Source organism: Paenibacillus nanchangensis, assembly GCF_046543445.1.
Lineage (GTDB): Bacteria > Bacillota > Bacilli > Paenibacillales > Paenibacillaceae > Paenibacillus_AQ > Paenibacillus_AQ nanchangensis.
The window spans coordinates 112,227-136,755 of record NZ_JBHOFD010000020.1 but is presented as its reverse complement, the minus strand read 5'-3'; the positions used below and the strand labels follow the sequence as shown (position 1 = coordinate 136,755).

Annotated in this window: 23 protein-coding genes and 1 riboswitch; of the genes, 13 read left to right on the top strand and 10 right to left on the bottom strand. The window is 56.7% G+C overall.

What is annotated here, in order from left to right; genetic code table 11:
- A partial coding sequence (locus tag ACE6ED_RS29275) for a hypothetical protein (protein WP_458782632.1) occupies positions 1-479 on the top strand: 479 nt, incomplete at its 5' end.
- 90 nt (positions 480-569) lie between these two features.
- On the opposite strand, the gene ACE6ED_RS17200 is transcribed toward ACE6ED_RS29275, so the two are convergent.
- The 4 genes from ACE6ED_RS17200 to ACE6ED_RS17185 all read right to left on the bottom strand — a co-directional run bounded on the left by ACE6ED_RS17200 (position 570) and on the right by ACE6ED_RS17185 (position 3,653).
- A complete protein-coding gene (locus ACE6ED_RS17200; protein ID WP_410828439.1) occupies positions 570-1,421 on the bottom strand; it encodes an ABC transporter ATP-binding protein in 852 nt (283 codons plus the stop codon).
- Between the two features lie 15 nt (positions 1,422-1,436).
- The gene (locus ACE6ED_RS17195) at positions 1,437-2,204 is read right to left on the bottom strand and encodes an ABC transporter permease (protein ID WP_410828438.1); all 768 of its coding nucleotides are present in this window, start codon (positions 2,202-2,204) and stop codon (positions 1,437-1,439) included.
- Entirely contained in the window at positions 2,201-2,494 is a 294-nt protein-coding gene (locus ACE6ED_RS17190; RefSeq protein WP_410828437.1) for a thiamine-binding protein, read from the bottom strand. The genes ACE6ED_RS17195 and ACE6ED_RS17190 overlap by 4 nt, the downstream gene beginning before the upstream one ends.
- Positions 2,495-2,576: 82 nt before the next feature.
- Entirely contained in the window at positions 2,577-3,653 is a 1,077-nt protein-coding gene (locus ACE6ED_RS17185) for an ABC transporter substrate-binding protein (RefSeq protein WP_410828436.1), read from the bottom strand.
- A 175-nt stretch (positions 3,654-3,828) separates the two neighbouring features.
- Positions 3,829-3,940, bottom strand: a riboswitch (TPP riboswitch).
- A 230-nt stretch (positions 3,941-4,170) separates the two neighbouring features.
- Here ACE6ED_RS17185 and ACE6ED_RS17180 point away from each other — a divergent pair.
- Both ACE6ED_RS17180 and ACE6ED_RS17175 read left to right on the top strand, forming a co-directional pair.
- Complete coding sequence (locus ACE6ED_RS17180) at positions 4,171-5,250, top strand: cobalamin-dependent protein (RefSeq protein WP_410828435.1); 1,080 nt, start codon at positions 4,171-4,173, stop codon at positions 5,248-5,250.
- A 132-nt stretch (positions 5,251-5,382) separates the two neighbouring features.
- Positions 5,383-7,065, top strand: a complete 1,683-nt coding sequence (locus ACE6ED_RS17175) for an ATP-binding protein (RefSeq protein WP_410828434.1) — start codon at positions 5,383-5,385, stop codon at positions 7,063-7,065.
- 8 nt (positions 7,066-7,073) lie between these two features.
- Here ACE6ED_RS17175 and ACE6ED_RS17170 read toward each other — a convergent pair whose 3' ends face one another.
- A complete protein-coding gene (locus tag ACE6ED_RS17170; RefSeq protein ID WP_410828433.1) occupies positions 7,074-8,516 on the bottom strand; it encodes a hypothetical protein in 1,443 nt (480 codons plus the stop codon).
- 189 nt (positions 8,517-8,705) lie between these two features.
- On the opposite strand from ACE6ED_RS17170, the gene ACE6ED_RS17165 reads away from it, so the two are divergent.
- The gene (locus ACE6ED_RS17165; protein ID WP_410828432.1) at positions 8,706-9,131 is read left to right on the top strand and encodes a pyridoxamine 5'-phosphate oxidase family protein; all 426 of its coding nucleotides are present in this window, start codon (positions 8,706-8,708) and stop codon (positions 9,129-9,131) included.
- A 180-nt stretch (positions 9,132-9,311) separates the two neighbouring features.
- Here the strand turns inward: ACE6ED_RS17165 and ACE6ED_RS17160 are convergent, their stop codons facing one another.
- Positions 9,312-9,542, bottom strand: coding sequence for a hypothetical protein (locus ACE6ED_RS17160; protein WP_410828431.1), 231 nt, complete (start codon positions 9,540-9,542; stop codon positions 9,312-9,314).
- Between the two features lie 33 nt (positions 9,543-9,575).
- Between ACE6ED_RS17160 and ACE6ED_RS17155 the strand changes: the two genes are divergently transcribed.
- The 8 genes from ACE6ED_RS17155 to ACE6ED_RS17120 all read left to right on the top strand — a co-directional run bounded on the left by ACE6ED_RS17155 (position 9,576) and on the right by ACE6ED_RS17120 (position 18,380).
- Complete coding sequence (locus tag ACE6ED_RS17155; protein ID WP_410828430.1) at positions 9,576-10,619, top strand: EAL domain-containing protein; 1,044 nt, start codon at positions 9,576-9,578, stop codon at positions 10,617-10,619.
- 70 nt (positions 10,620-10,689) lie between these two features.
- Positions 10,690-11,364 (top strand): response regulator transcription factor, encoded by a 675-nt coding sequence (locus ACE6ED_RS17150; RefSeq protein ID WP_410828429.1) that lies wholly within the window; start codon positions 10,690-10,692, stop codon positions 11,362-11,364.
- Entirely contained in the window at positions 11,361-12,854 is a 1,494-nt protein-coding gene (locus tag ACE6ED_RS17145) for a HAMP domain-containing sensor histidine kinase (protein WP_410828428.1), read from the top strand. The genes ACE6ED_RS17150 and ACE6ED_RS17145 overlap by 4 nt, the downstream gene beginning before the upstream one ends.
- A 62-nt stretch (positions 12,855-12,916) precedes the next feature.
- Positions 12,917-13,828, top strand: coding sequence for an ABC transporter ATP-binding protein (locus ACE6ED_RS17140; protein ID WP_410828427.1), 912 nt, complete (start codon positions 12,917-12,919; stop codon positions 13,826-13,828).
- Complete coding sequence (locus ACE6ED_RS17135; RefSeq protein WP_410828426.1) at positions 13,825-14,541, top strand: ABC transporter permease; 717 nt, start codon at positions 13,825-13,827, stop codon at positions 14,539-14,541. The genes ACE6ED_RS17140 and ACE6ED_RS17135 overlap by 4 nt, the downstream gene beginning before the upstream one ends.
- Positions 14,542-15,270 carry an ABC transporter permease gene (locus ACE6ED_RS17130; protein WP_410828425.1) on the top strand — a complete coding sequence of 243 codons (729 nt, stop codon included), beginning with the start codon at positions 14,542-14,544 and terminating at the stop codon, positions 15,268-15,270. It abuts the gene before it with no gap.
- 127 nt (positions 15,271-15,397) lie between these two features.
- Positions 15,398-15,757: an ArsR/SmtB family transcription factor gene (locus ACE6ED_RS17125; RefSeq protein WP_410828424.1), complete on the top strand. Its 360-nt coding sequence runs from the start codon at positions 15,398-15,400 to the stop codon at positions 15,755-15,757.
- 259 nt (positions 15,758-16,016) lie between these two features.
- Positions 16,017-18,380: a heavy metal translocating P-type ATPase gene (locus ACE6ED_RS17120; protein ID WP_410828423.1), complete on the top strand. Its 2,364-nt coding sequence runs from the start codon at positions 16,017-16,019 to the stop codon at positions 18,378-18,380.
- Between the two features lie 127 nt (positions 18,381-18,507).
- Here ACE6ED_RS17120 and ACE6ED_RS17115 read toward each other — a convergent pair whose 3' ends face one another.
- From ACE6ED_RS17115 to ACE6ED_RS17105, 3 genes are all read right to left on the bottom strand, one after another.
- Positions 18,508-19,458 carry an L-lactate dehydrogenase gene (locus ACE6ED_RS17115; RefSeq protein ID WP_410828422.1) on the bottom strand — a complete coding sequence of 317 codons (951 nt, stop codon included), beginning with the start codon at positions 19,456-19,458 and terminating at the stop codon, positions 18,508-18,510.
- Between the two features lie 197 nt (positions 19,459-19,655).
- Entirely contained in the window at positions 19,656-20,162 is a 507-nt protein-coding gene (locus tag ACE6ED_RS17110) for a CcdC family protein (RefSeq protein WP_410828421.1), read from the bottom strand.
- A 283-nt stretch (positions 20,163-20,445) separates the two neighbouring features.
- Positions 20,446-20,706: a GlsB/YeaQ/YmgE family stress response membrane protein gene (locus tag ACE6ED_RS17105; protein WP_410828420.1), complete on the bottom strand. Its 261-nt coding sequence runs from the start codon at positions 20,704-20,706 to the stop codon at positions 20,446-20,448.
- 272 nt (positions 20,707-20,978) lie between these two features.
- Between ACE6ED_RS17105 and ACE6ED_RS17100 the strand changes: the two genes are divergently transcribed.
- Positions 20,979-22,034 (top strand): lactonase family protein, encoded by a 1,056-nt coding sequence (locus ACE6ED_RS17100; protein WP_410828419.1) that lies wholly within the window; start codon positions 20,979-20,981, stop codon positions 22,032-22,034.
- 6 nt (positions 22,035-22,040) lie between these two features.
- Here ACE6ED_RS17100 and ACE6ED_RS17095 read toward each other — a convergent pair whose 3' ends face one another.
- A complete protein-coding gene (locus ACE6ED_RS17095) occupies positions 22,041-24,353 on the bottom strand; it encodes an alpha/beta hydrolase (RefSeq protein ID WP_410828418.1) in 2,313 nt (770 codons plus the stop codon).
- Positions 24,354-24,529: the final 176 nt, after the last annotated feature.

Below are 24,529 nucleotides of genomic sequence, written 5' to 3'. Positions count from 1 at the left end.
GGTTGAGCTGCTTCAAAAGGCCTCCAAAGTTTGGAAAAGCGATGCTGTGTTCAGGCAGGGAATGTTGCTGTAACCTAGAGTTACGCACCTTTCTTGTTGGCATGGTTGGTCGCACTACCATGACCCTAACAAGTGAGTTGTTTTTTGTGAATACAAGTAAATCTATTGAATTTGTCTTGCTCACTCAAGGGTCTAAGCCGTTTTTCCAGCTGCGAAAGTTGAGTTCTTTATTTAAAAATCCAAAAAGTATAAAAAACAGTACGGACTCAGGTGGTTTAGTTTCGTCTGGAATCGTACATGGTTGTAAAAGCGGGTGTATTGCTGAGCAGCATATTTTACCTGCTTGGCAGAGTGAAAGGAGTGGAGGTACATCCGTAGGAACTAAACAGGGAATTTATTATTTTGGTGTATATGGGATGGATCACGAATCAGATTACACCTTGGAGATTACCGGAAATAATATATTTCCCCATCAATAACTTCACTTGTAGGACCCCCCTAAGATAAGTGTGCTTAAGTGTACTATCATAGGGGGATTTCTGTGCCTGTCCAGCACGTGCTCAGGCTGATTAGACCCGTTGTCTTGCGCTCTTCGACTGTTCTTGCCGCATCCGCTCCGACAGCTCCCGTTTCAGCCGGAGAAAATCGGGATCGTCCGTGATCGACTCTCTTCTCGGCCGCTCGAACGGAACTTCGACCGTCTGCAGCACGGTGCCGGGGCGGCCGGAGAAGACGTAAATCCGGTCCGACAGCAGCAGCGCTTCTTCGATATTGTGGGTGATGAACAGCACGGAGCGCCGGTTCTCCTCCCACAATTCAAGCAGCCAGTGCTGCATGTCGCTGCGGGTGAGCGCATCAAGCGCGCTGAACGGCTCATCCAGCAGCATTAGCTCCTGGGGGGCGAGCAGCGCCCGCAGGAATGCGGCCCGCTGCTGCATGCCGCCCGACAGCATATGCGGATAAGCCCGCTCGAAGCCCGCAAGGCCGGCCCGGCGCAGCCATTCCCAAGCCTCCTCCCGCGCATTCCCGGGGAGCCGGCCGCGGATTTCCCGCGCCAGCAGCACGTTATCCTCTATGGTCCGCCAGGGGAACAAAGCGGGCTGCTGCGGCATGTAGCTGATTTGCCCGCGTTTACCGGTGCTGTCTTGGCCGTTCATCCGGATGTGTCCCCGGTCCGGACGGACCAGCCCGCCGATGATGTGGAACAACGTGCTTTTGCCGCAGCCGGAGGGACCGAGAATCGACACGAATTCTCCCGGGTCCACTGTCAGCGAGACGCCGCCAAGCACTTGCGTGGTACGCCGTCCGCGGCCGTAGCTAAGGTGCACATCGCAAACCTCCAGCGCGGGTACCGCAATGTTTTGCCGGCTTGTGTCCCGTCCGTCTTTTGGATCGGCTGATATTACTGGGGTTACCGTCATCTGCACTCGCCTCTTTCATGGTTTGGATGGTTTGCGCGGCTTCCAGCGGACAAGCCATTTTTCCAGCAGCGCCATCGCCGCGAACAGCACCAGGCTGAGCAAAACGATAATCGCGATGGCAACGAACATCCGGTCCGTACGGTAAGCCGATTTCTGCAGCAGCATGTAGTAGCCGATCCCCCGGTCCGAACCGATCCATTCCGCCACCACCGCTCCCATCACCGCATAAGAGGCGGATATTTTAATGCCCGAGAATAGGGACGGCACCGAATGGGGCAGCTCCAGCTTGGTGAAAATCTGCCAGCGGCCCGCTCCCGCCATCTTCATATAATTCATCATGGACGCATCGGTCTGATTCAATCCGCCCATCATCGCTACGGCGACGGGGAAAAAGCAGACTAGGGTAATCAGCACGATTTTCGGCAGCAGTCCAAATCCGAACCAAATTACAAGCAGAGGGCCAAGGGCGATGGAAGGCACGTTCTGGCTGAGGATCAGCAGCGGATAAAACGCTCTTTTGACCCAGGGGAGCAGGTGGAGCAGTACTGCGCAGACAATGCCCACGCCTGTTCCTATCGGAAACCCCGTCAGCGTCAGGCGGAGTGTAGCCAGCGTATGTTCCCACAGACCTTGGCCGCCGTTGGAGGTTTCGCGGTAAATGTCTCCGGGACTCGGCAAAATCCAGTCTTCAATGTCAAAATAGGCGGTCGCAAGCTGCCAAAGTCCCAAAAAGAAGACGACCGCCACGAAGGGCGGCCAGATCTGCTTCCAATAGCGGCTCACGGCCGGTATTTCTCCGTCAGTTTCTCCATGCTGATCCCCTTGGGGTTGTGGGCGATCTTGATCTGCGAAATCACGCTTGGGCTGCCCGCTTCAATCAGCGCAGCATGCATCTCGCGTACGACATCAAGCAGCTGCTCCAGTTCGCCTTCCATTGTCGTTTCCAGCGGATTCACTTGATGTTTTACGCCGGAGCGCTGGATGACTTCAATCGCTTTGTCCACATAGGGAATGGAATCCTCATTATTTGGGGTTTTCGGAATAACTTGAATGCTCAGCAGCGTATTGGCCATGATTGCTCATCCTTTCGAATTAGGAGATTGATAAGTTCAAAGAATACAGGGAAGCGGAGTTGTCCCCCTTTATAACCGCTGTTTACTCCGGCAAAAACTCGTTGGTGAACGCTTCTTCCGCCTTAAGCGGCTGCTCAAGCAGCTTCAGCCCGTACATCCAGTCGGCGTAATCCTTCCACACTTCCAGCTTCTGCTCTCCCCACCGGGGCGCATCATCCTTGTACTTCGGGCTCAGCCATTTCTGGCTGGCCAGCACCAGCTTCGCATCCAGCTCGGGCACCGCCTTGCTGAGAAGCTCCGCCGCTTTCTCCGGCTGGTCGATCGCATACTGGTAGCCCTTGGAGGTCGCTTTCAAAAAGGCTTTGACCAGCTCGGGACGTTCGGCGATTTCTTTTTCGCTCGTCATCAGCACCGGTGTGTAATAATCCAGCTGCGGCGCATAGTCCTTCACATACAGCATATCCAGCGGTTCGCCGCGCAGCTCGGCTTCAATTCCGGTCCATGCATAGAAGATCCAGGCAAAGTCGATGTCCCGTTTAACCGCGGTAAAATAGTCGGCTTCTCCGATATTGATCTGCTTGACCTTGTTTACATCGCCGCCTTCCGGCGCCATAATCGCCTTCATGACCGCAGCTTCTACCGGAGAACCCCAACCGCCGTAAGTTTTGTTCTCAAAATCTTTGGGAGACTTGATTCCCCGGTCGACCGGAGCCGCAAAGCCTGACGTATTATGCTGAATGATTGCGGCAATAGAGACCAGCGGGACGCCCTGCAGACGGGCCAGGGTCAGGTTTTCCTGTACGCCGACGCCAAATGCAGCTTCGCCCGAGGTGACCATCGTATCGGATCCGGCGGATCCGGGCTGCACGATTTCAACGTCAAGTCCTTCTTCCTCGTAGTAGCCCAGATCCCGAGCTGCATACAATCCTGTGTGATTTGTGTTTGGCGTCCAGTCCAAAGCGACCTTGATTTTGGTCAGCTCCTTCGGCGCCGAGGTTTGTTCCGGAGCGGCGCTGGCGGCTGTTCCCCCACCGCTGCCAGCCGCACCGCTGGCGGCGCCTCCGTTGTTCCCTCCGTTAGCGCCGTTTGCCCCGCAGCCTGCAAGTCCCAGCGCAAGCACGAGCGTAAGGCTCAGACGGGCTAATGTCTTGACTCCCATTTTTCTCTCTCCTTTGGCGGGCCGGTTGACCGTCCTCACGACAGCCGGCGATAATCCCGGCTTCATACGCTACCTGCCTGCCGGTCCCACAGGGACCGTTACATTCGTAAGGAAAATAAAAAAACGCCCCGGATCGGGACGTTTGGTGTCGCGGAAAAGTTACGGCTGCTAATTGGGCCGTATGTTCCGTCGTTTCCTACGCTGGCATTATCCAGATCAGGTATAAGGGTCAGTATCTAAGGGATACAATCTCAGCCGGCCGTTATCCAGCACCCCTGGTCTATGAAGTTATCGGGTACAGCTTACTTCACGCTGTATTATAGCCGTCCGCCCGCCGATTGTCCAGAGGGGGTGGAGATTTTATGGAGGTATGGAACAAATTGTTCTCCCTGTAAATTAGGCTTCGACAAAATCTTATAATATAATAAAAAAATATGTGTTTTTATAGGTTCTCATATGTTTTCATAATATGCTCCTATAATGTGCTCTCATTTTGCGGCAGGGGAGGGGAAGAAGGATGCAGACAGCACAACGTGAAGCCGGAACGGTACTGAATGAAATTGCAGACCGGGTGGCCGGGAAAGTGACGGACCTTCAGTACGAACGGCAGCCTGATCTGGTGGACCGCTTCGGTCCGCTCGGCCGGCTCAGAACAAGACAGGATTCGCTGTACCACCTTCGCTACCTGGCAGAGAGCGTGTCGATGGACAGCCCATTGCTGTTCATCCAATATATATCTTGGCTGAAGACGCTGCTGGCTCAGTATAAGGTGACAGACGAGGATTTGCTGATCAACCTGTATTTGATTCGGGACGCGGTGGTTCAGAGTGTGGAAGAACCGCATCTCAAGCTGATACTCAGCTACTTGGACATGGGGATTCATCAGGTGAACACAAAGGAACACCCGCTGCCCTTCATCCGTCCCGGACAGCCTTATGGCGGGGAAGCGGCGGAATACCTCGGACATCTGCTTGGCGGAAGAAGAAGGGAAGCTTCCGTTCTGGCGGCCGGCTTGTATGAGCAGGGCGTGCCAATCCGGGATATCTATATGCATATTTTCCAGGCTTCTCAATATGAAATCGGGAGACTGTGGCAGACAGGGGAGATTACTGTCGCGCAGGAGCATTACTGCACTGCCTGCACACAAAGCATTATTTCGCAGCTGTATCCCAACTGGATCGAAGCCCCGAAGCAGGGGAAAAAGACGCTGGTCGCTTCCGGGGTCGGTGAGGAGCTGCACGAAATCGGTCTGCGGATGGTCGCCGATTTTTTTGAGATGGAAGGCTGGAATACCTATCATCTTGGCGCCAATATGCCGGAAGCCGCACTGATCCGGTTTCTGGCTGACAAGCGGGCGGATGTTGTGGCAATCTCCGCCACAATGACTTACAACATTACCTTGGTCGCACGGCTCATTGAGCGTATCCGTAACGCGGAAGAAACACGGAATGTGAAGATACTGGTGGGCGGTCTCCCCTTTAACATTGACCGGGAGCTGTGGTTCAAAGTGGGCGCGGACGGTTATGCGCCTGATGCCCAAGGCGCCATCGAAGCGGCGGAACGGCTGACCGGAACGGCCGGGAGGCTGGAGCGGTAGATTGCATTGAGGCCGCCCGGTCTGGTCCCGTCCGAAGCTGGTGTACCAGCTTGTGCTGTTATGGGAGGAGGCTACTCATAACAGCCGCTGTAAGAGATACAGGCCAAATGCCGAGATAAAGGTGGGGAACGCGTGAAAGACGAACAGCAGGAAATCGACAGCTTGCGGAAGACCATCGAGGGACTGGTACGCGAGATTGTGCTGGGCCGGGAGCGGGAAGAGCAGAACCTTGCCGAATTCTCCGCGATGAACAACGAGATCATCACCACGCAGCGGCTTTTGGCCAAAAGCAACGCAGAGCTGAAAGCGGCCAAGGAGGAAGCGGACCGCGCCAACCGGGCGAAAAGCAATTTCCTGTCCATGGTCAGTCATGAAATACGAACCCCGATGAATGGCATCACTGGAATGGCTGAGCTGCTGGAGGGCTCGCCTTTATCGGACGAGCAGCTGGATTATGTCGGCGTGATCCGGGAGTCCGCTGATTATTTGCTGCGGATGATCAACGATCTGCTGGACTTGGCGAAATTTGAAGCAGGCGGCCTGGCTCTGGATGTGGAAAAAATGAATATACGCACCGTGCTGGACCATGTATGCCGGCTGCTGGGCCCTGCCTCACAGCAGCGGGGCAATGAGCTGGGGTGCCGGATCGAGGATCGCGTCTCGGACAGCTTGATGGGCGATCGGGCAAAAATCACCCGTATGCTGATCAACCTCATCAATAATGCCGTCAAATTTACGAATAACGGGCAGATTGCTGTAACCATAAGCGTCGGGTCCGAAAGTGAAGAGGCGCAGCGTCTCCGGTTTGAGGTGTCCGACACCGGTGTAGGCATTTCTTCCGTGGATATGCAGCGTCTGTTCCTGCCTTATACACAGGCGCAGCGGCGTGAAGGCGTATCATCCGAAGGCACCGGCCTTGGGCTCGCCATTACCAAGGCTATGGCGGAGCAGATGGAAGGCCAAATCGGCGTGGACAGCGAACTCGGAGTAGGTTCGACCTTCTGGTTCGAGCTTCCGCTGCGCAGAGCCGCGGGAGTTCGAGAGGAGAACCGGGCGCCACAGCAGGACGCCGTACCGCTTTTGGTGCTGCCCGCGATACTGCTCGCCGAAGACCAAGATTTGGGCGCCAAATTGCTTGCGGCGCAGCTCAAAAAGCTCGGCGCCGGTGAAGTGCGGAGGGTGAAAAGCGGCCGGGAAGCCGTGGAGGCCTGGAAGCAGGAGGATTACGCGCTGATTCTGCTGGACAGCCAGCTGGAGGAGTTGGACGGCCCGGAAGCGGCGCAGCAAATCCGCGAGCTGGAGGCGGCCGCGGGAAGATTGCGGACGCCAATCGTCGCCCTGTCGGGCGACGCCACGGAGGAAGGGCGCGAGCGGTGCCTCCGGGCGGGAATGGACGATTGGGCGGCCAAGCCGGTTAAGCTGAACCGGCTGCGCGAGATTGTGGAACGCTGGGCGGCTCCCCGGACCGCGCCGGTCCTTAACATGCAGACCGCCGGAGGAATTCTGGAGCTGGACGGAGATGAAGAGCCGGCTATCCTGCGCTCTTTGCTGGACATGTTCAAGTCGGACACGCCGTCCCGGCTGGAGCAGCTTAAAGCGGCTTTTGCGGGCGGGGATCTGGCGAAGACGGGCCGGATTGCGCACAGTCTCAAATCCGGGAGCTTGGGTCTCGGAGCGGATTATTTTGCTTCGCTCTGCGCTGATATTGAGCGCGCGGCGCATCACGGAGACGGTCCGGCCGCAGGCGCCAAACTGCCGCAGCTGTGCGGCGCTTATCTGGATGCCTGCTCAGCGCTGGAGCAACTGCTGCCCTGACGTTGCGCTTATTCCTTGCTGGGGGATTTCCGGCGTTTGCGCCGGTTCCGGAGAGCCCGCGCGGCTTCACGTACGGTAATGCCAATGCCGATGACAATGCCGCTGAGGGTCACGAACAAAGCCAGATATTCGAAGAGGGAATACCCCTGCAGCTTGCTCCAGTCAATATCGCCTTTCAGGTCTTCAATGACCTGGTTCATCCCGTAAATACCGCCCACCACGGAATACAGCGTAAGGATCATCAGCATCTGATCGCGCCGGTTGGTGCTGAATTTATCCTGGTACTGGAACAGATCATCGAGCGTCTGTTTCACTTCTTCATACAGCTTGTCGTTGCCGTACACCTGCCGCACCTGATAGAACAGCTCCCGTCCTTGCGACTGGGATATCAGCTCCATAAAATAATATTTGGCCGAAAATTTGTTGATAGCCACAATCAGCTCTTCCACCTCTTCGTAGTCTTTTTCCACTTTCAGCTTCGCATGAATGTTGGCCAGCTTGAGCAAAACGATTTTATGAAAAATATTAAGCAGAAGCCCGTAATAATACTCCCCGTACATCTGGTTGACCAATTTCCGCGCCGTCTCCCCCTCCGCTTTGCTCAGGCAGCAGAATGTCTGCTCGTTCATCACATAATGCGTGTCCGGCGCCCAGCGGGTGTAGCCGTGGCGTTTGGTATAATCCGCGATATATTCCGGATCGCTTGCGCTTATGTAAGGTCGTCCTTCGAAATCCATTCCATCCATCTGACCCGCGCGGAACCGCAGCTGTTCATCGATCTCCGCCTCCTCTTCCAGACCGTAGAAAGCCTGAACCATCATCCGTTCGTCCACAAAAAAGGGCAGTGTCTCAAAGTAGGCGCCGGTCATATCGGACCGGTCCAGGAACGGCTCCAGCCCGTCGATTACATGCTTAAACAGAAAATCCTCCGATTGGCGGAAGCTCCGGTCTCCCTCGCGGATACGGGTGTGGTTGTCTTCCTCGGAAACATCCTCCAGCATCCGGAACCGGTCGGCGAATTCCATCGCTTGGCTGAAGGTTAGGCCGTCCCGGCTGATATCGATACGGACCGTCACAAAGCCCACCCGAAACGGGCAAAGCAGGACATCTGTAGACAGGATACGAAATGGCAGCTGAAGATTCGGCGTTTCCAGCATGCCCTCCAATGTTTCTTTGCGCGAATATCGCGTAAAAGCCTCGTTATCCGGCTCATGGGGAAACAGTACATGCGCGGCAAAGGGAAGATAGGACCGTTCCATCCGCTCGTGGGAAACGCAGTATCCTTCGCCGTAATAGGCGTCTTCCAGTTCTTTTTTGTGCAGATAAAATGGAGTGTAGCCATGATGCTCCAAATGCGAAAACAGCTTGCTGCGTTCGCCCTGCCGGATCGAAAAAGGGAAAACAAACTGCAACAGCGCTGTATGCAGGACCGGCTCGCGGCTAGAGTTCATAGGAAATCCCGCCTTTTATACATAGTAGGTTACTTTTTATTATTACCCTGTTTAGAGAAGGAAGTACCCTGAACCTGCCGTTATTCCCGGATTCAATCAGGCCGCAACGGGTACACTACTAGGGAGACTATGGTGCGCTGCGCGGCTTTATGCCCGAAGCGGCGCAGGCGAAAGGGGAGCTATCAAATAATGGACAAAGCAACGCTGGAACAGCGGATCGTTGCCGCTCTTGAAGAGAATCCGTACGGCTCATTCGGAACGGTTGAAGCCGGAAACAAACCGAAGGTGCGTTATATGGCGGTATATCACGAGGGATTAAATGTGTATTTGGCCACCGACCGCAAAACGCACAAGGTGGAGGAGCTTCAGAATAATCCCAACGTGTATCTGCTGCTGGGATACGAAGCAGGGGGCACGAAGGATGTGGTCGAAATCGAGGCGACCGCGTCTGTCTCGAAGGATGAAGGTCTCCGTTCCAAGGTCTGGAATCAGGATCTGGAAAAATGGTTCAGCGGCCCGGAGGACCCGGACTACGTAATTCTTGAACTGAAGCCCGGGCGGATTGAGTACCGCGGGCGCGGGGGAGAACAAGGAGTATGGGAAGGTGGCGCTTGACCGCCAGGATAAAGATGAAAAACAAATGGTTCCGCTTCCGAACAGAAGCGGAGCAAGCCGGCCGGCTCCGCCGCCGGCTTTTTTGCCGTTCGGACTGGCCGCGCCTAGTCGCGCCGTTCACGTTAGCCGTGTCGTTTGCATCAGCCGCGCCGTTCACGCCGACCGAGCCGTTCGCGCCAGCTATGCCCGTTCGCGCCAGCCATGCCCGTTCGCGCCCGCCGTGTCGTTCGCGCCCGCCGTGTTGTTCGCGTCAGCCGCGCCATTCCCGCCAGCCGCGCACCAATTATGCCGTTCACGCTGTGCGCTGTTTGCCATCCTGATTCGCGCAGAAGGCCGGTTCAGCTGCGGGACCGGATATTCACGATCCGTACTCTTTTGTCCGGTGCCAGACATGGTATAATGATGTCGCACATATACCATCCACACACCAAAGGAGGAACGGGAATGGACTGCGGAAGCTGCTCGGTGGTTCCCCCGATTGAAGATGAAGGCGTATTGAGCTGGCTTCCATCTCCTCAGGAGCTCAGCATAAGGCTGGCTGATGCCGGCTGGCAGGTTCGGCAGAAAGCGGATGCGGGCAGCATCCCCTACAGTTCAAAAGAAGAGCTGTTTACACTCCTTCGCACGCTCCGTTCCTGGGAGAATGGGAGCGCGGCAGAGCTTTCGGTCTCCATTTCCGGGGACACCCGGAATGCGGGGCTGCCGCGCTGGTTCCCGCTGCCGGAACTGGAGGCGCGGTTTGCGAACATGAATCTGGTTGAACTGATTGCGAACCGTGAATTTTGCAGCTATATGCAGCCTATTGTGGATGAACAAGAACGGATCGCTGGCTTTGAGATGCTGCTGCGGCCCAAGCCAGGGGGAACGGAGTTTAAGCCTTACGAGCTGTTTGAGATTGCCCACCAGACGGGGTTTCACACGTTTTTGGACCGGGCTGCCCGGATTTCAGCGATTGAAAGCGGCGCACGGCATCTTCCCGCCGGCATCAAAAGATTCATCAATTTCCTCCCTTCGTCGATCTATAATCCAAAGCACTGCCTGACTCATACGTTTGCAACGATTGACCGGTTGGGGCAGAAACCGGAAGACTATGTATTTGAAGTGGTGGAGACGGAAAAAATCGACGATATCGATCACCTGAACCGGATTTTTGCAGAATACCGGCGTCAGGGGGTGCAGGTGGCGCTGGACGATGTGGGGGCCGGTTATTCAACGGTCGAGCTGATGAGCCGCCTTGAGCCGGATTACGTAAAGATTGACCGGAGTCTGGTGACGGACTGCGATACCGATGGCGGAAAGCAGGAAAAAATCGCGTCCATCGTCGCCAAAGCCCGGGCATTCGGCGGAACCGTGCTGGCCGAGGGGATTGAACGGCGGGAAGAATTCCGGATGTGCCGGGAAATCGGCGTCCATCTGGGACAAGGTTATCTGTTCGGCAGGCCGGAGCCGCAGCCTCCGACCGGGCTGTTTGCTGGAGTATGCACATAAGGATTCGACTCCCTGAAGGCGCCAGCTTTCGGGGAGTTTCATTACATAGGACAAAGGAGCGTTACTGGCAATGAGCGGAGTGATATTGTATATCGAGGACGACGGGGAAATCGGCCTCGCCGTCACTAATGATCTGCGCGACCGCGGTTACGCGGTCCGCTGGCTTCAAAGCGGAGAACGGGCGGTGGAGGAAGCGGAAGGGTGCGGGCTTGCGGTGCTGGATGTAATGCTGCCAGGCCTGGACGGATTTACGGTAGGCCAGCGCCTGAAACGGGCCTACCCGCAGCTGCCGATCCTGATGCTGACCGCCAGAACATCAATCGACGACAAGCTGCAGGGTTTGCAGTTTGCAGATGACTACCTGACCAAGCCGTTTCATCCCGATGAACTGGCGGCGCGGATTGAAGTGCTGCGGCGGCGGGGCGGTGCTGGAAGCGCAGAGCCGACACGGCTCGGCCATTTAATTGTGCATGAAGGCGACAACCGGATTGAAGACGGCCGGACCGGGGAGGAAATTGCGCTCACCGGCAAGCAGTTTCAGATTTTTTTCTACATGCTGCGGCATTTAAACCAGATTTTGACCAAGGAACAGATTTATGAAGCGGTCTGGAACGAACCGTATCTTGAGGGCGACAAGACGCTGATGGTGCATATCCGCTACCTCCGCGAAAAAATTGAAGCCGATCCCGCCGATCCCAAGGTGATTGAAACGGTACGGGGCGTCGGCTACCGGATCCGGGCATGAGACGCTTCGGATGGTTTGGCCGTTTCCGGCGTTCGCTCCTTTCCCGTTATTTGCTGATTATATTATCGGCATTCCTGTTTCTCCCGTTGTTTTTTCCGGTAAGCTACATGGTTTACAGCCTCGCTGTCGGCATGGTGTGGGATGGCCCGCCGTCCGCCCGGGAGGCGAATCCGCTTTATCCGTCCGGCAAGGAGCTGGAGCTTGCGTGGCACCGGGAAGCGCTGGCGTTAAGCGGCAAAAGCGCTCCGGAGGTTGATGCAAGGCTGGAGCAACTCGCCCGGAAATATGCGGATGCCGAGCTGTTTTGGGTGGATGCTGACGGCCGGACCCGCCGGCATATGGTGCCCGCTCCCAAGCCGGCTGCTTCGGCGGAACCGGTATCAGCCGGTTTGTCTCTGCCCGAACAGTGGTCGGCATCGGATGCGGTTGTGTTTATGAAAGACAGCTATAACAGCGACCCGTTTACGGCGGTGGCATTTATCGGCGACCGCCCGGATGCCGGACAAGGGTTCATGGCCATCCGGGTCAGCCGCTCGCTTATTGGTGTCGAACCCGCGATGAATACTGCGCCGAACTCGTTTTATTTCGCGGTGTTTTTTGTGATGTTTGTCTTGTTTGTGGCGGTGTCCTGGCTGTTCTTCGCCCACATCCGCCGCCGGCTGACGCGTCTGCAGCAGGCCATGACGCTGCCGGGAGAGGACGGAATTCCGGAAAAAATCCCGGGGGGGAGACCCGACGAAATCGGCATGCTGGAGGAGTCCTTCAACACGATGGTGGGCCAGCTCGCCGACAGCCGGCGCCGCGAACGGGAAGAAGAGGAACTGCGCAAACGGCTGGTAGCCGATTTATCCCATGATTTGCGGACACCGCTGACTGTGATCCGAAGCCATGTCCACAGTCTGCATAAGGAAGGGCTGTCCGAACAGGGCGAAAAATCGCTGGCGCTGATGGACGAGCGGATTGCCGATCTCGGCGCGCTGATCGACAACCTGCTGTCTTACAATTTGCTGTCTTCCGGCCGGATCAAGCTGTCGCTGGAGAGCAGGGAAATGCTGCGGCTGATGCGCGAAAGCGCCGCAGCCTGGTATCCGGTATGGGAAAAAGAAGGATTTGAGATCGATATCGATCTGGGGGGCGAGCCGTTTTATTGGCAGATCGATGTTATTTGGTTCCGGCGTATTCTCGATAACTTCTACCAGAACATCGTCCGCCATGCCGGAAGCGGAAGATATGTCGGTATCCGGCTGACGGAGACTGGCGGAAGGCGGGGGATCGTGATTTCGGACCGGGGACCGGGCATGCAGCATACCTCAGAGGCCAAAGGGGCGGGTCTGGGCCTGGCTATCGTCGATGTGCTTATTTCCCGCATGGATCTGCACTGGAGCGTTGATTCCGGTCCGGAGGGGACCGCCATAACACTGACGGGTCCTGAAGTCTTCGGTCCTGCGGTCTCTGAACTTTCATCCTCCGGGAATTTAAACAAAATTTAAACTTCGGACCTCCTTGTCTTTAACCTTCGGGCGGTATGCTTATTTCCGAGGTGAACAAGACAATGAGCGAAATTGTGATTGAAACGAGTGCATTGACGAAGCAATACCGGGGCCGGGCCGCGGTCGACAATTTAAACCTGAATATTCGGCAAGGCGAAATTTACGGCTTTCTTGGACCAAACGGAGCGGGCAAAACGACGACGATCCGGATGCTGCTCGGACTGATTGCACCCACATCAGGCAGCATCCGGGTATTTGGCAAAGACCTGCGCAAGGACAGGCTGAACATTTTGCGTAAAGTCGGATCGCTGGTGGAGTTTCCGTCTTACTACGGTCATCTATCGGCCATAGAGAATCTGGAGGCGGTCCGGCGTATTCTGGATGCGCCGAAATCGCGAATCGGGGAAGTGCTGGACATCGTCTCCCTTAAGGGTGAGGAGAAGCGTCCGGTCAAAGGTTTTTCGCTTGGTATGAAACAGCGGCTTGGCATCGCTACCGCCCTGCTCGGCAATCCCGAACTGCTGATTCTGGATGAGCCGACCAACGGACTGGACCCGTCGGGGATTCAGGAAATCCGCAGTTTGATCAAGCGGATGCCCGCAGAGCACGGCATCACCGTGCTGGTCTCCAGCCATTTGCTGAGCGAAATCGAGCAGATGGCCGATACGGTCGGCATCATCCGGCAGGGACGGATGGTGTACCAGGATACCATCGCCAGCCTGCAGCAGCGGGCGGCCGGGGAAATGCGGCTGATTGTGTCCGAGCCGCAGGCGGCGTATGAATTCGCCAGACACAAAGGCTACGAAGGAAAAGTGGAGAACGGGGCGCTGCACTACTCCCGGATGAACGACGCGCGAGTGGCGCTGCTGGTCAAATCGCTGGTGGAAAATGGACATGCCGTGTACCGCGTGGAGGAGAAGAGACAGTCGCTGGAGGACTTTTTCCTGCAGGTCGTCGGGGGGGAGAAAGCATGATCGGACGCGCGCTGTCGGCCGACTGGCTGAAAATCCGCGGCAAAGGCGTATGGTTTCTTGTCTTCCTGGGTCCTCTTGGCCTTGCCGCCATGCAGGCGCTGAACTTCGGTCTGCGTTACGATTACCTCGTGAACAGGTATGGGGACGATTTGTGGGGAACGCTTCTGGATAATCTGGCCGATTTCGTGCCGGTTGCCCTTTTCCTGGGAGCGACGCTGCTGTGTTCGCTGATTGGAAATGTGGAGCATCAGATGAGCTCGTGGAAGCAGCTTCTGGCTCTGCCGATCTCTCGCACTTCAGTGTTCCTGTCGAAGCTGATTCTTACTTTGTCACTGCTGGCTGTGTCCTGTGTGCTGCTGTCGGTATCGGCCGCCGCGCTGGGATGGGCGCTTGGGTTCCCGCTTGGCGAGCTGCCTGTAGTTGACCTCATCCGGCTCGGATTCGTGAGCTATGCCGCGGCGCTGCCAGCGGTTTCGCTTCAGCTCTGGATGTCGCTGTCCTTCCGCAATCAAGGATGGCCTGTAACCATCGGCGTATTTGCCGCGGTCTTCTCCTTGTTCGCCGGGGCGGTGTCGGAGTACATTCCGCTGGCCTGGCCGGCCCTGGCCTGGTCGGGACCGCACAAGGAATGGTTTGCAGGCGGAGGCGCCGCGCTTGGTCTGCTGCTGCTGCTGCCCTTTGCGATGCATTTTGCCAGAAAGGATGTGGCTTGAATGTTCAGAAGAATTCTGGCCGCCGAACGGCTCAAGATGTCGAAGGGCAGAATGTGGCTGCTTGTTCTCGCCAGCCCGCTGCTGTCTCTGGCTGTAGGTCTGCTGATGGACGAGTCGGAGGTAGGCTTGACCTGGGCAATGGCCGCCGGGGGGATGTCGATGGTGCACGCCATGCTGCTGCTTCCGATCTTGTCCGGGCTGTTTGCGGCGCTGCTGTGCCGCTACGAGCATACCGACGGAGGCTGGAAGCAGCTGTTATCGCTGCCCGTTACACGCACGGCCGTTTATGTTTCCAAGTTTCTGATGATCGCTTTCCTGCTTGCCTGTACGCAGCTTCTGATGCTGGCGGTGATCGTGGTAATCGGCTTGACCAAAGGCGTGGAAGGAGCGATTCCATGGACGATGCTGCTGCAATGTGTGCTGGGCGGCTGGGTAGCCTGTCTGCCGCTTGCGGCGCTGCAGCTCGCGGTCTCGCAAGCATGGAGCAGCTTCGCGGCTCCGCTTGCGCTGAATGTCAGCTTTACGCTCCCTAACATGCTGATTGCCAACTCTGCGACGTATGGACCTTATTATCCGTGGACACAGCCGATGCTGGCGATGATACCGAGGGGCGAGCAGGACTTTGGAGCGTTTAATCTGCCGCTGGAGAGTTTGCTGATTGTGGTGTTGGGCAGCTTTGTGCTCTTTTTTGGGGCAGGATTTTTGTCCTTCAAACGTAAAGCCGTCTAAGCAGACGGCAGGCCGGAGACGGATTCGGCCCGGGCTTCCGGTGAATGGACACCGGGGCCTTTTCTTTTATATAATAGGGACACAAGGTCGGCCAAGGGCCGATTAATCCGACAGAAGGAGAGAACCGATGGAACCGGCGACAACCGAAGAATGCGACAAGGCTTGCGGCGGCTTGGACCCGGAAGTCCTGCAGGTCGAACTTCCCGACCGGACGACTACGGACAAGATGGCCGAGCTGTTTAAGGCATTGGGCGATCCGACCCGAATCCGGATGATTTACGCACTGTCCCTGAGAGAGCTGTGTGTGCACGACCTGTCCCGCGTGCTGGATATGGGACAATCGGCGGTCTCCCATCAGCTCCGGTATTTGCGGAATTTGCGGATTGTCAAACGCCGCAAGGAAGGCAAAACCGTATTTTATTCCTTAAACGATGCGCATGTGGAGCAGATTTTTAAGCAGACGCACGAGCACATCAGCCACGAATAGGGAAACGAAATCACAGCCGCCCGACGGGCGGTTTAACAGGCCATCCGGGATCTCCGGTTGGCCTGTTTTTTTGCAGGTTTTGGCTGATAGAGGTCGCTGAGTTTATTACGCCGATTTCCGGAGGCGGTCAGGAAAAATAAAGCCCGCAAAGTCCAGGGTTCGGTTGACACCTTTCGGATTCGGGGAATATAATACGGGTAAAGATATTATATGAATAATTGCTCATATATAGTTCATTTTTGAAGGGTTGTGACCGATCATGAGCACCGCCGGAAATAAACTTCAGAAGAGCGAGTGGATACTGGAAGGTCTGGACTGCGCCAACTGCGCAATGAAGATTGAGCACAAGGTAAGCAAGCTGGAGGGTGTGGCCTCCTGCTCCGTCAATTTTGCGACCAAGACGCTGGTGATGACGTCGTCAGCGGATCCGGAGACGGCTGCGGAGCAGGTGCAGCGGTCCGTTACGGCAATCGAGCCGCATGTGAAGGTAAAACCGAAACGGCGGCGGCTGCCCGCAGCTTCTGCGGGTGACAATCATGGAGACAGGCATCATGGTCATAGTCATGAAGACAGTCATCATGGGCATGATCACAGAGGCGGCCAGCTTCAAGATCACACTGGACTTGCGGACGGGCGGACGCACAATCATGATCATCCGCATGCGCATAATCACACTCCTAGCCACAGCCATAGTCACGGCGCGCAGGAGGAAGATCATCATGGCCATACGCACGCCGTGGACGGCAGCGGAATTTCCCGGAAGCTGTGGCGGCTGGGCGGCGGAACGGTAATCGCGGCATTGGCCTGGTTTGCGCCGCTGAATGAGGCTGCAAGTCTGGCGCTGTTCCTGGTCGCCTACCTGCTGATTGGGGGAGACGTCGTCTGGCAGGCCGTCCGCAATCTGGTCCGGGGCCAGCTGTTCGACGAATTTTTCCTGATGTCCCTGGCTACTGTAGGCGCGTTTGCTATCGGGGAATATCCGGAAGGTGTGGCGGTCATGCTGTTCTACCAGATCGGTGAGCTGTTCCAAGGCATCGCCGTGAACCGTTCCCGCCGTTCGATAACGGCGCTGATGGACATTCGCCCGGAATATGCGAACTTGAAAGTTGGGCCGGAGGTGCGCCGGGTGGCGCCGGATGAGGTGGCTGCCGGGGATCTGATCGAGGTCCGGCCGCGCGAAAGAGTGCCGCTGGACGGAACTGTGGTGGACGGTGTCTCTATGGTGGACACTTCGGCACTAACGGGCGAGTCGGTCCCGCGTTCCGTCAAGCAGGGCAGCGAGGTGCTGGGCGGCTTTATTAACAAAAACGGCGTCATTACCGTCCGTGTTGCGAAAACTTTTGGAGAATCCGCGGTGGCGAAAATCCTCGATCTGGTCGAAAATGCGGCGGGTAACAAAGCCCGGACTGAAAACTTCATCACTAAATTTGCCCGCGCCTATACGCCGGTTGTGGTCATTACGGCGGTTCTGCTTGCGTTTGTGCCGCCGCTGCTGATCAGCGGGGCCAGCTTTGAAGATTGGATTTACCGTGCGCTTATTTTCCTTGTCATCTCCTGCCCCTGCGCATTGGTTGTTTCGATTCCGCTTGGATTCTTCGGAGGCATCGGTGCGGCTTCCAGGGCGGGAATCCTCGTTAAAGGCAGTAATTATCTCGAGGCGCTTAATGATCTGGAAATCGTGGTGTTTGACAAGACGGGCACATTAACCCGGGGCGAATTTAAAGTAACCGGCATCTACCCTGCCGAAGGAACAGGCCGTGAGGAGCTGCTGAAGCTAGCGGCTTATGCGGAAAGCTATTCCAGCCATCCAATCGCGGAGTCGGTCAAAGCTGCTTACGGCGCGGATATCCCGCGGGAGGCGGTGCGGGGTTACAACGAAATCGCTGGACACGGCGTCGAGGCGGAGATCGGCGGGCGCCATGTGCTGGCGGGGAACGCCAGATTAATGGAACAACGGGGGCTTGCAGCCCTTCCGCCGCAGGAGACCGGGACGGTCGTCTATCTGGCGGTGGACGGGGTTTATGCCGGATGCCTGGTAATCTCTGACGAAATCAAACCGGACGCCGCGCAGGCCGTCGCCTCCTTGAAAGCAATGGGAATCCGGAAGACCGTGATGCTGACAGGCGACGCGGCATCCGTAGCGGAAGCGGTAGGCGGCCGCCTCGGAGTGGATGAAGTGCATGCCGAGCTGCTGCCGCAGCACAAGGTGGAACAGATTGAACGGCTGGAGCAGACCCGGACCAAACGGGGTAAAATTGCCTTTGTCGGCGACGGAATTAACGATACGCCGGTGCTGGCCCGGGCCGATATCGGCATCGCTATGGGCGGTCTCGGCTCTGATGCCGCAATCGAAGCCGCCGATATCGTCATCATGACCGACGAGCCGTCCAAAATCGCTGAGGCGATCCGGGTAGCCAAGCGGACCCGGCGGATCGTGTGGCAAAATATCGGGTTTGCGCTTGGCGTCAAAGCGGTATTCCTGCTGCTTGGAGCCTTCGGCATCGCCACCATGTGGGAGGCGGTCTTCTCGGATGTCGGCGTTACGCTGCTGGCGGTGCTGAATGCCATCCGGGTGCTGCGCAGCCCAGAAGCGGCAGCTGTCTCCAGCCAGCCGGCCCAGTAAGGGCGCTGAGTCAATACAGTTTAAAATACAAATTAAGCCCTCACCGGAAGAGGCGGGATTTCGTCCGCTTCTCTGCCGGTGAGGGCTTTTTTGATGCAAAAAGAATGGGAGAGAGCGCGGGAAACCGCTACAGGTTCAGACTGTCGATGCCGCGCCGGATGATGCCGCAGGAATGGGCAAATTTGGCCGCTTCGTCCTCGCTCAGCTGCAGCTCCAGCAGCTCCTTGATCCCTTCTCCGCCGATGATCGCCGGTACGCCCGCACATACGCCGGTCTGCTCGTACTCTCCCTCAAGAATTGCAGAGACAGCAATGATTTTGTGGTCGTCGTTGAAGATGGAGCGGGTAATATAAGCGAGCGCGCTGCCGATACCGAAGTGGGTCGAGCCTTTGCGCGTGAAAATCTCCCAGCCGGCATCCTTTGTCTTTTGGGCGATGTCATCCAGGTCCAGATCGCGGAACCGCTCACGGTGCTGATCCAAAATATGCAGGATCGGCTTGCCGCCAATCGTCACATGCGACCAGGCGACAAATTGGGATTCGCCGTGTTCGCCCAGCGCGTATCCGTTGACGCTTCTCGGGTCGATGCTGATGACATCGGACAGCAGCGTTTTCAGCCGGGAGGAGTCGATGGAGGTGCCGGTTCCGATGACACGGTGGCGGGGCAGGCCCGATTTTTTCCATACCATGTAGGTAACGATATCCACCGGGTTCGCCGCCACGACAAAAATCCCGTCAAAACCGCCGGCCATGATCTGATCGACAATTTCACCGGTGATACTTGCCGCGGCATCCAGCACATCCAGGCGGGTTTGGCCCGGATGCGGATTGGCTCCCGCCGTGATAATAACGACATCCATGCCCGCGCAGTCCGCAAGCGTGCCAGCGTATACCTTCGTCCGGGTCGCTGTGAAATCCACGCAGTGGGACAGATCCAGCGCTTGGGCCACCGCCCGGTCGTACGTCTTGTCAATCATCATAATCTCGTCGCAGACCGCCTGGTTGACCATCGAATAGGCGCAGCTGGAGCCGACCATACCGGATCCGACGATTGCCACTTTTCTCGATTTGCTCTTCAATTGACATCCTCGCTCTCTGCCTGAGTGCCGTTTTTCTTTATTTTACCGCAACTCTCCCGAACTTACCTGACATGGGGCCAAAGAAAACGTAGGGGCTCGCTCCGCTTTTGTGAAAAAGAGGAAAAACCCGGATTTCCGGCAAATTACGCCGGTTCCGGGTTAAAAAGGCTGCAAGCGCGGCCAAATCCGCACATTATTCAAGTTCGCGGCTGAGTCAGTCTGGATTCCGGAGGGACCATCGCGTTGTAACGCTTCAGCATGAACAGCCGCCAGTGCAAAATCATACCAAACGCGAGGGTAAAAAACAGTCCTGCCGACTGCGGGATAGACACATAGGCGTTAATAAATTCATGCAGCAGCGAACGGACCGCCAGCAGGCCCAACAGGATAAAAGCGAAGCTCTTCGAGCGTTGTGCAAAAACTTGTCCTTCCCTGTGTTCGAAGGTGGTGGTGCGGATCAGGGGATAGGCAAAAATAAACCAGCCCGCCGCAAACGCAATCAGCGCCCACCACAGCGGTACACGTACCTCAGGGACTACAAACATAGCGAATCCGGTGGACATGCCAAGCGGCGGAATCAAAATTTTGCGGATGGTGACCGGCCGGTGGCTGGCTTTCAGCCGTATAAAGATGACGGCCAGCGCCATAACAATGGCTCCTACCGTCGAACCGATATGCAGAAGCGAAGGGTTAATGCTGCCCATGTTCCACGACCTCTCTGTGAGCATAATCACTTTTATTATAGCAGAAAAAGGGAGTCCGCACATTTCCCCTCAATCGGACCTTTTCTCCACCCCGGCCAAAACGAAAAAACAAAAACGAAACGTCTAATCCTGATTCTTTCCTATATAATAGGTGAAATATGTACTCTCACCACAAAATATGTAGCGGAATGGTCTGATCCATAAAAAATAAACCGCCGGAACTCCGGCGGTTTATTTCCCGGACACCCGTTAACGGCTGTCCGTCAGTACTGTGCGGCTATCATTACGAGCGGCTGCGGCCGCCAACCGAACGCAGAATCAGGCTGACGATGAAAATCAGCACGACCGCTCCAATCAGAGACGGGATGATGTAGAAGTCGCCAATTTCCGGACCCCAGTGACCCAGGATCAATCCGCCGAGCCAGGAGCCCAGAAGACCGGCAATAATGTTACCAATAATGCCTCCCGGAATGTCTCTGCCCATAATTAGACCCGCCAACCAACCGATCACGCCGCCTACGATTAATGACCATAACAAACCCATTTTTCTCAGCTCCTTTTTTGTTTAACTCTTGGATGCTAACTATTAACCTCAACCTCCGGCGTTTAATCAGGTGTCACATTTTGGAGTGCGCTGCAGGAATGGAGGAAACCAATCCGGAACGGGCCCCATAAACTTGACATTAGATGAAACGCTTATTCCGGCTGCTCCCCGCAAACCCGTGTAAAAATTCTTGTACGCTGTTTGCGTAAGCCGGTATCCGTAAAGGGTAATAGAAGGTGAGTACATAACCGAACGACCAAAGGAGAGACGACATGGAAACGATGAACCAAACGTACTTTTTTGCTGGCACTTATGCGCAGGAGGAGGAGCCGGGCATCTACCTGTGTTCAATCCATCAGGAAACCGGCGAGATGACGCTGGTGCAGTCTTCCGCTGGCATCGAGAATCCCTCCTACTTGGCAATAAACCGGACCGGAACAGTGCTGTACGCGGTCAGTGAAAAGGAGGACGGGGAGATATCCGCCTTTTCCATCGGGCCGGATCGTGTGCTCCAGCCGATCGGTTCGCGCCGGACCGAGGGAGGAGCGCCCTGTTATGTTTCCCTGACACCAGGGGAAGAATACATCCTGACAGTAAATTATTCAGGAGGCAACGTAAATGTGTTTGCTGCGGAAGCCAATGGGGCGGTTGGAGAGATGATTTCACAGGTGCGGCACAGCGGTTCGGGTTTCCGGGAAGACCGGCAGGAGGGGCCTCACCCTCATTCGGTATTGTCTGACCGGCAGGGGGAGAGAGTATACGTATGTGATCTCGGGCTCGATCAAATCCTCATTTACAGGCTGGAGAACGGCCGGCTGGTCACCCACCGCGAAATTGAACTGCCGCCCGGTTCGGGACCAAGGCATCTGGCCGTGCATCCGTCCGGGAAGTGGATTTACGCGGTGAACGAACTGAGCAATACGGTTACCGTGTTTGCAAATGACGAGGTTAACGGGGATTTGAAATTGCTGCAGCATCTGCCGACGATCCCCGCACAGTATGCGGCAGGAAGCGACGATACCGCATCGGAAATCAAAGCCTCACCTTGCGGCCGGTTTGTGTACGTATCGAATAGAGGGCATGACAGCCTGGCGCTGTTTCATGCGGATCTCTCCACCGGGCTGCTGGAGGCCGCGGACTGGCAGACGTCAGGCGGGCGGACCCCCCGCAACTTTAATCTGGTCGGCGGACTGCTGGTGGCGGCAAATCAGAACAGCGGGAATCTCGTCTCTTTCCGGATAGACAAGGAGACGGGCCGGCTTATACCAACCGGTTATGAACTGGAGATTCCGTCTCCGGCATGTGTTGTTCCGTTGCCGCAGCAATAACGGAGATTAACGTGCGGCAGCCCCTTCCAGTCCCGGTTCCCGGCTGACGTCGCGGTAAAAGCCGACATCGTCCAGCATGATTTTAGCAGTCCCGCGGAAATGGAAGGTGATGGAGGCCAGTCTCTCAGGCATTAGAGCTGGCGAAACCGACCGGAACAGGCCAAAAGGCAGCCGGTAAGTCTGAAATACCGCTTCCCGCGGATCTCCATATTTGCCGTCCGATACCCGCTCCTCCAGCATGGGGCTCCAGGTGAAGCGGGTAAAGGGCAGCGGCTGAGGAGAGCGGAAGCGGTCCAGCGGCAGGCGTACGGATACACCGCTCGCGTCCGTCAGTTCGACCTCGACAGGCAGAGCAGTTTCCGGCGGGGAGGCTGCAGGTTCTTTATCCGTAATCTCTGCGCTGCGGTTGGACAAGGAGAAGGCAATTCCCCTTGCCCCCGACAGCGCCGCTCCCATTCCCGAATCACTGGGCAGCGTAATTCGGTAATACGCCTCGCCAGTGGAGCCGGGCCCCCGCTCCAGCACAGCGCCGAAGGTGCCTTTGCTGTTCGCCTGCCGGTCCCGGACCGGCTCTTCATTCCAGCGGAGCCCTTCGGCCGAAATGGTGCCGAGCGTCCCCGCCGTGCTTTTATTGCGGTCTTCGTCATAACGGACCAGCGGTGCAAACCCGCCGCTTTCGTAGCGGTTGAAATAGACCGTATCCGGCAGCCACTGCCTGGCGCTGCGGTAATCCTGGAACAGTCCCAGATAATCTTCCGTCTCATGGAGCGCCGTTTCCATAAACGCCGATACATAAACCTTGGCGATCGTACGTTGGGCCTCACCGTCCATGATGCGGCTGCGGTCAAGAAACAGGCCGGCAGGCAAGGAAAGATCCGTTAGTCCCCAATCTGTATTGAACTGGCTGTGGTTGGCATCTCCAATATACAGCGACGCTTTGAAGGCGGTTGAGCCGGGAGAATAACTCGCCCGGTTATACTGTCTGTCGCCATAAAAAATATGAACATCCCCGTCCCGTGCGCCCTGCAGCGTCAAATACGACACATTGCTCAGCTTCGCCTGCCGGTCATCCACATTTTTGTCGGTTGGCGCCAGCGCGGCTACTGCAGCGATACGGAACCGGTCCGCGGCAGCCAGCACGGGGTCGTCTTTGAACCAGCGGCGCGCATCCGCGGCCATAGCGGCCGCCTGGCCGCCCCGGGAATGGCCGACAATCGCGGTCCGCGAGGTGTCTACACGGCCATAAAACGGATTGCCCGGCTGGCCGGCAAAGGTGGAGATCTGCTCCAAATGCTTGAGAATCAGCCAGGTCCGCACTTTCATGTCATTGTCGGGAATGCCGGACCATGCCGAATAATTGACAAAGTTCTCGTCCAGCGATATGGCGATAAACCCCCGGCTCGCAAGCAGTTCACCCAAATAGCCGTATCCTCCGTCTGAAAAATCCTCCATCATATGATTGCCGTGGACAAGCAGAACAAGCGGATAAGGGCCGTCCCCCTTCGGCATCCAGACCCGGGCGTTAAGCGGCAGCGCGTTTTGGCTGAATCCCCAGAACAGCGACCGCAGCCGGGGCCACTTGGTAATGTATGCAGAGGCATCGGCTGAAGAGGAAAGCAGACTTACCGCCTCACCATACTCCGGCCGATGCAGATCTTTGCCGCTGCCGTAAGTGAAGGTGGTATAAGCAAAGCCGCCTGGAAGGGACGGGTTGGCGGCGGAGACTGGCAGCACCGTCCCGGCAGGCTCCTGCTGGAGCGGAACCGCTGTGCCGGCAGGATTGGCCCAATCCACCGGCAGGAGCGTCAGCAGGCCTGCAGCGGCGGCGATAGCCAGGGCCGGAAGGAAACGCCGGCGGTACAGCAGGGCGAAAAACAGACCCGTGACCGCGCCAAGAAGCGAAGCCCCGGCGGCAATGACGCCCGCAGCCGCTGAATCGACCTCAGCAAAGTAGAAGACGGCAAACACGATGCCCGCGCTCGACAGCACACAGCCGGTATAAAGCCGTGGAACGGGGATTGCGGCGAGGGCGAGCAGCAGGGCCAGGACATTGCCAGCCACAGCCAGCGTCAAGGTGCTGGCCGCGGCCGCAAGCAGAAGGTCGACGGCAATTCCGAAGCCGGTCGGGATACCGAGTACGGTGACTGCAAAAGCAAGGAAGCTGAGCGTCCAGCTTCCTCCGATCGCCAGCCTCCACAGCGGTGTATCATAACGGTAAACCGTTTGTATTCGTTGTTTCAGTGTCCCGATTAACCGCCGGGATGCCGGGGGCCTCTGCGGTATAAGAGGCGCATCGCCCCGCTCCAGTCCCAAACCCATTGCTGTATCCCCCTCAATTCATTCCGCAGGCCGCCCGCTTTGCGCTTTTTTTCTCATTTCATCAGGCATCGGCCAACCCATTTTCCCATAAGATGTAGCAATAATATTACTTTGTGTCTTCGTTTACAAGGGGCGCCCGGATGAACTGTTCTGGTATTTTGCGTAAAACAAGGCAG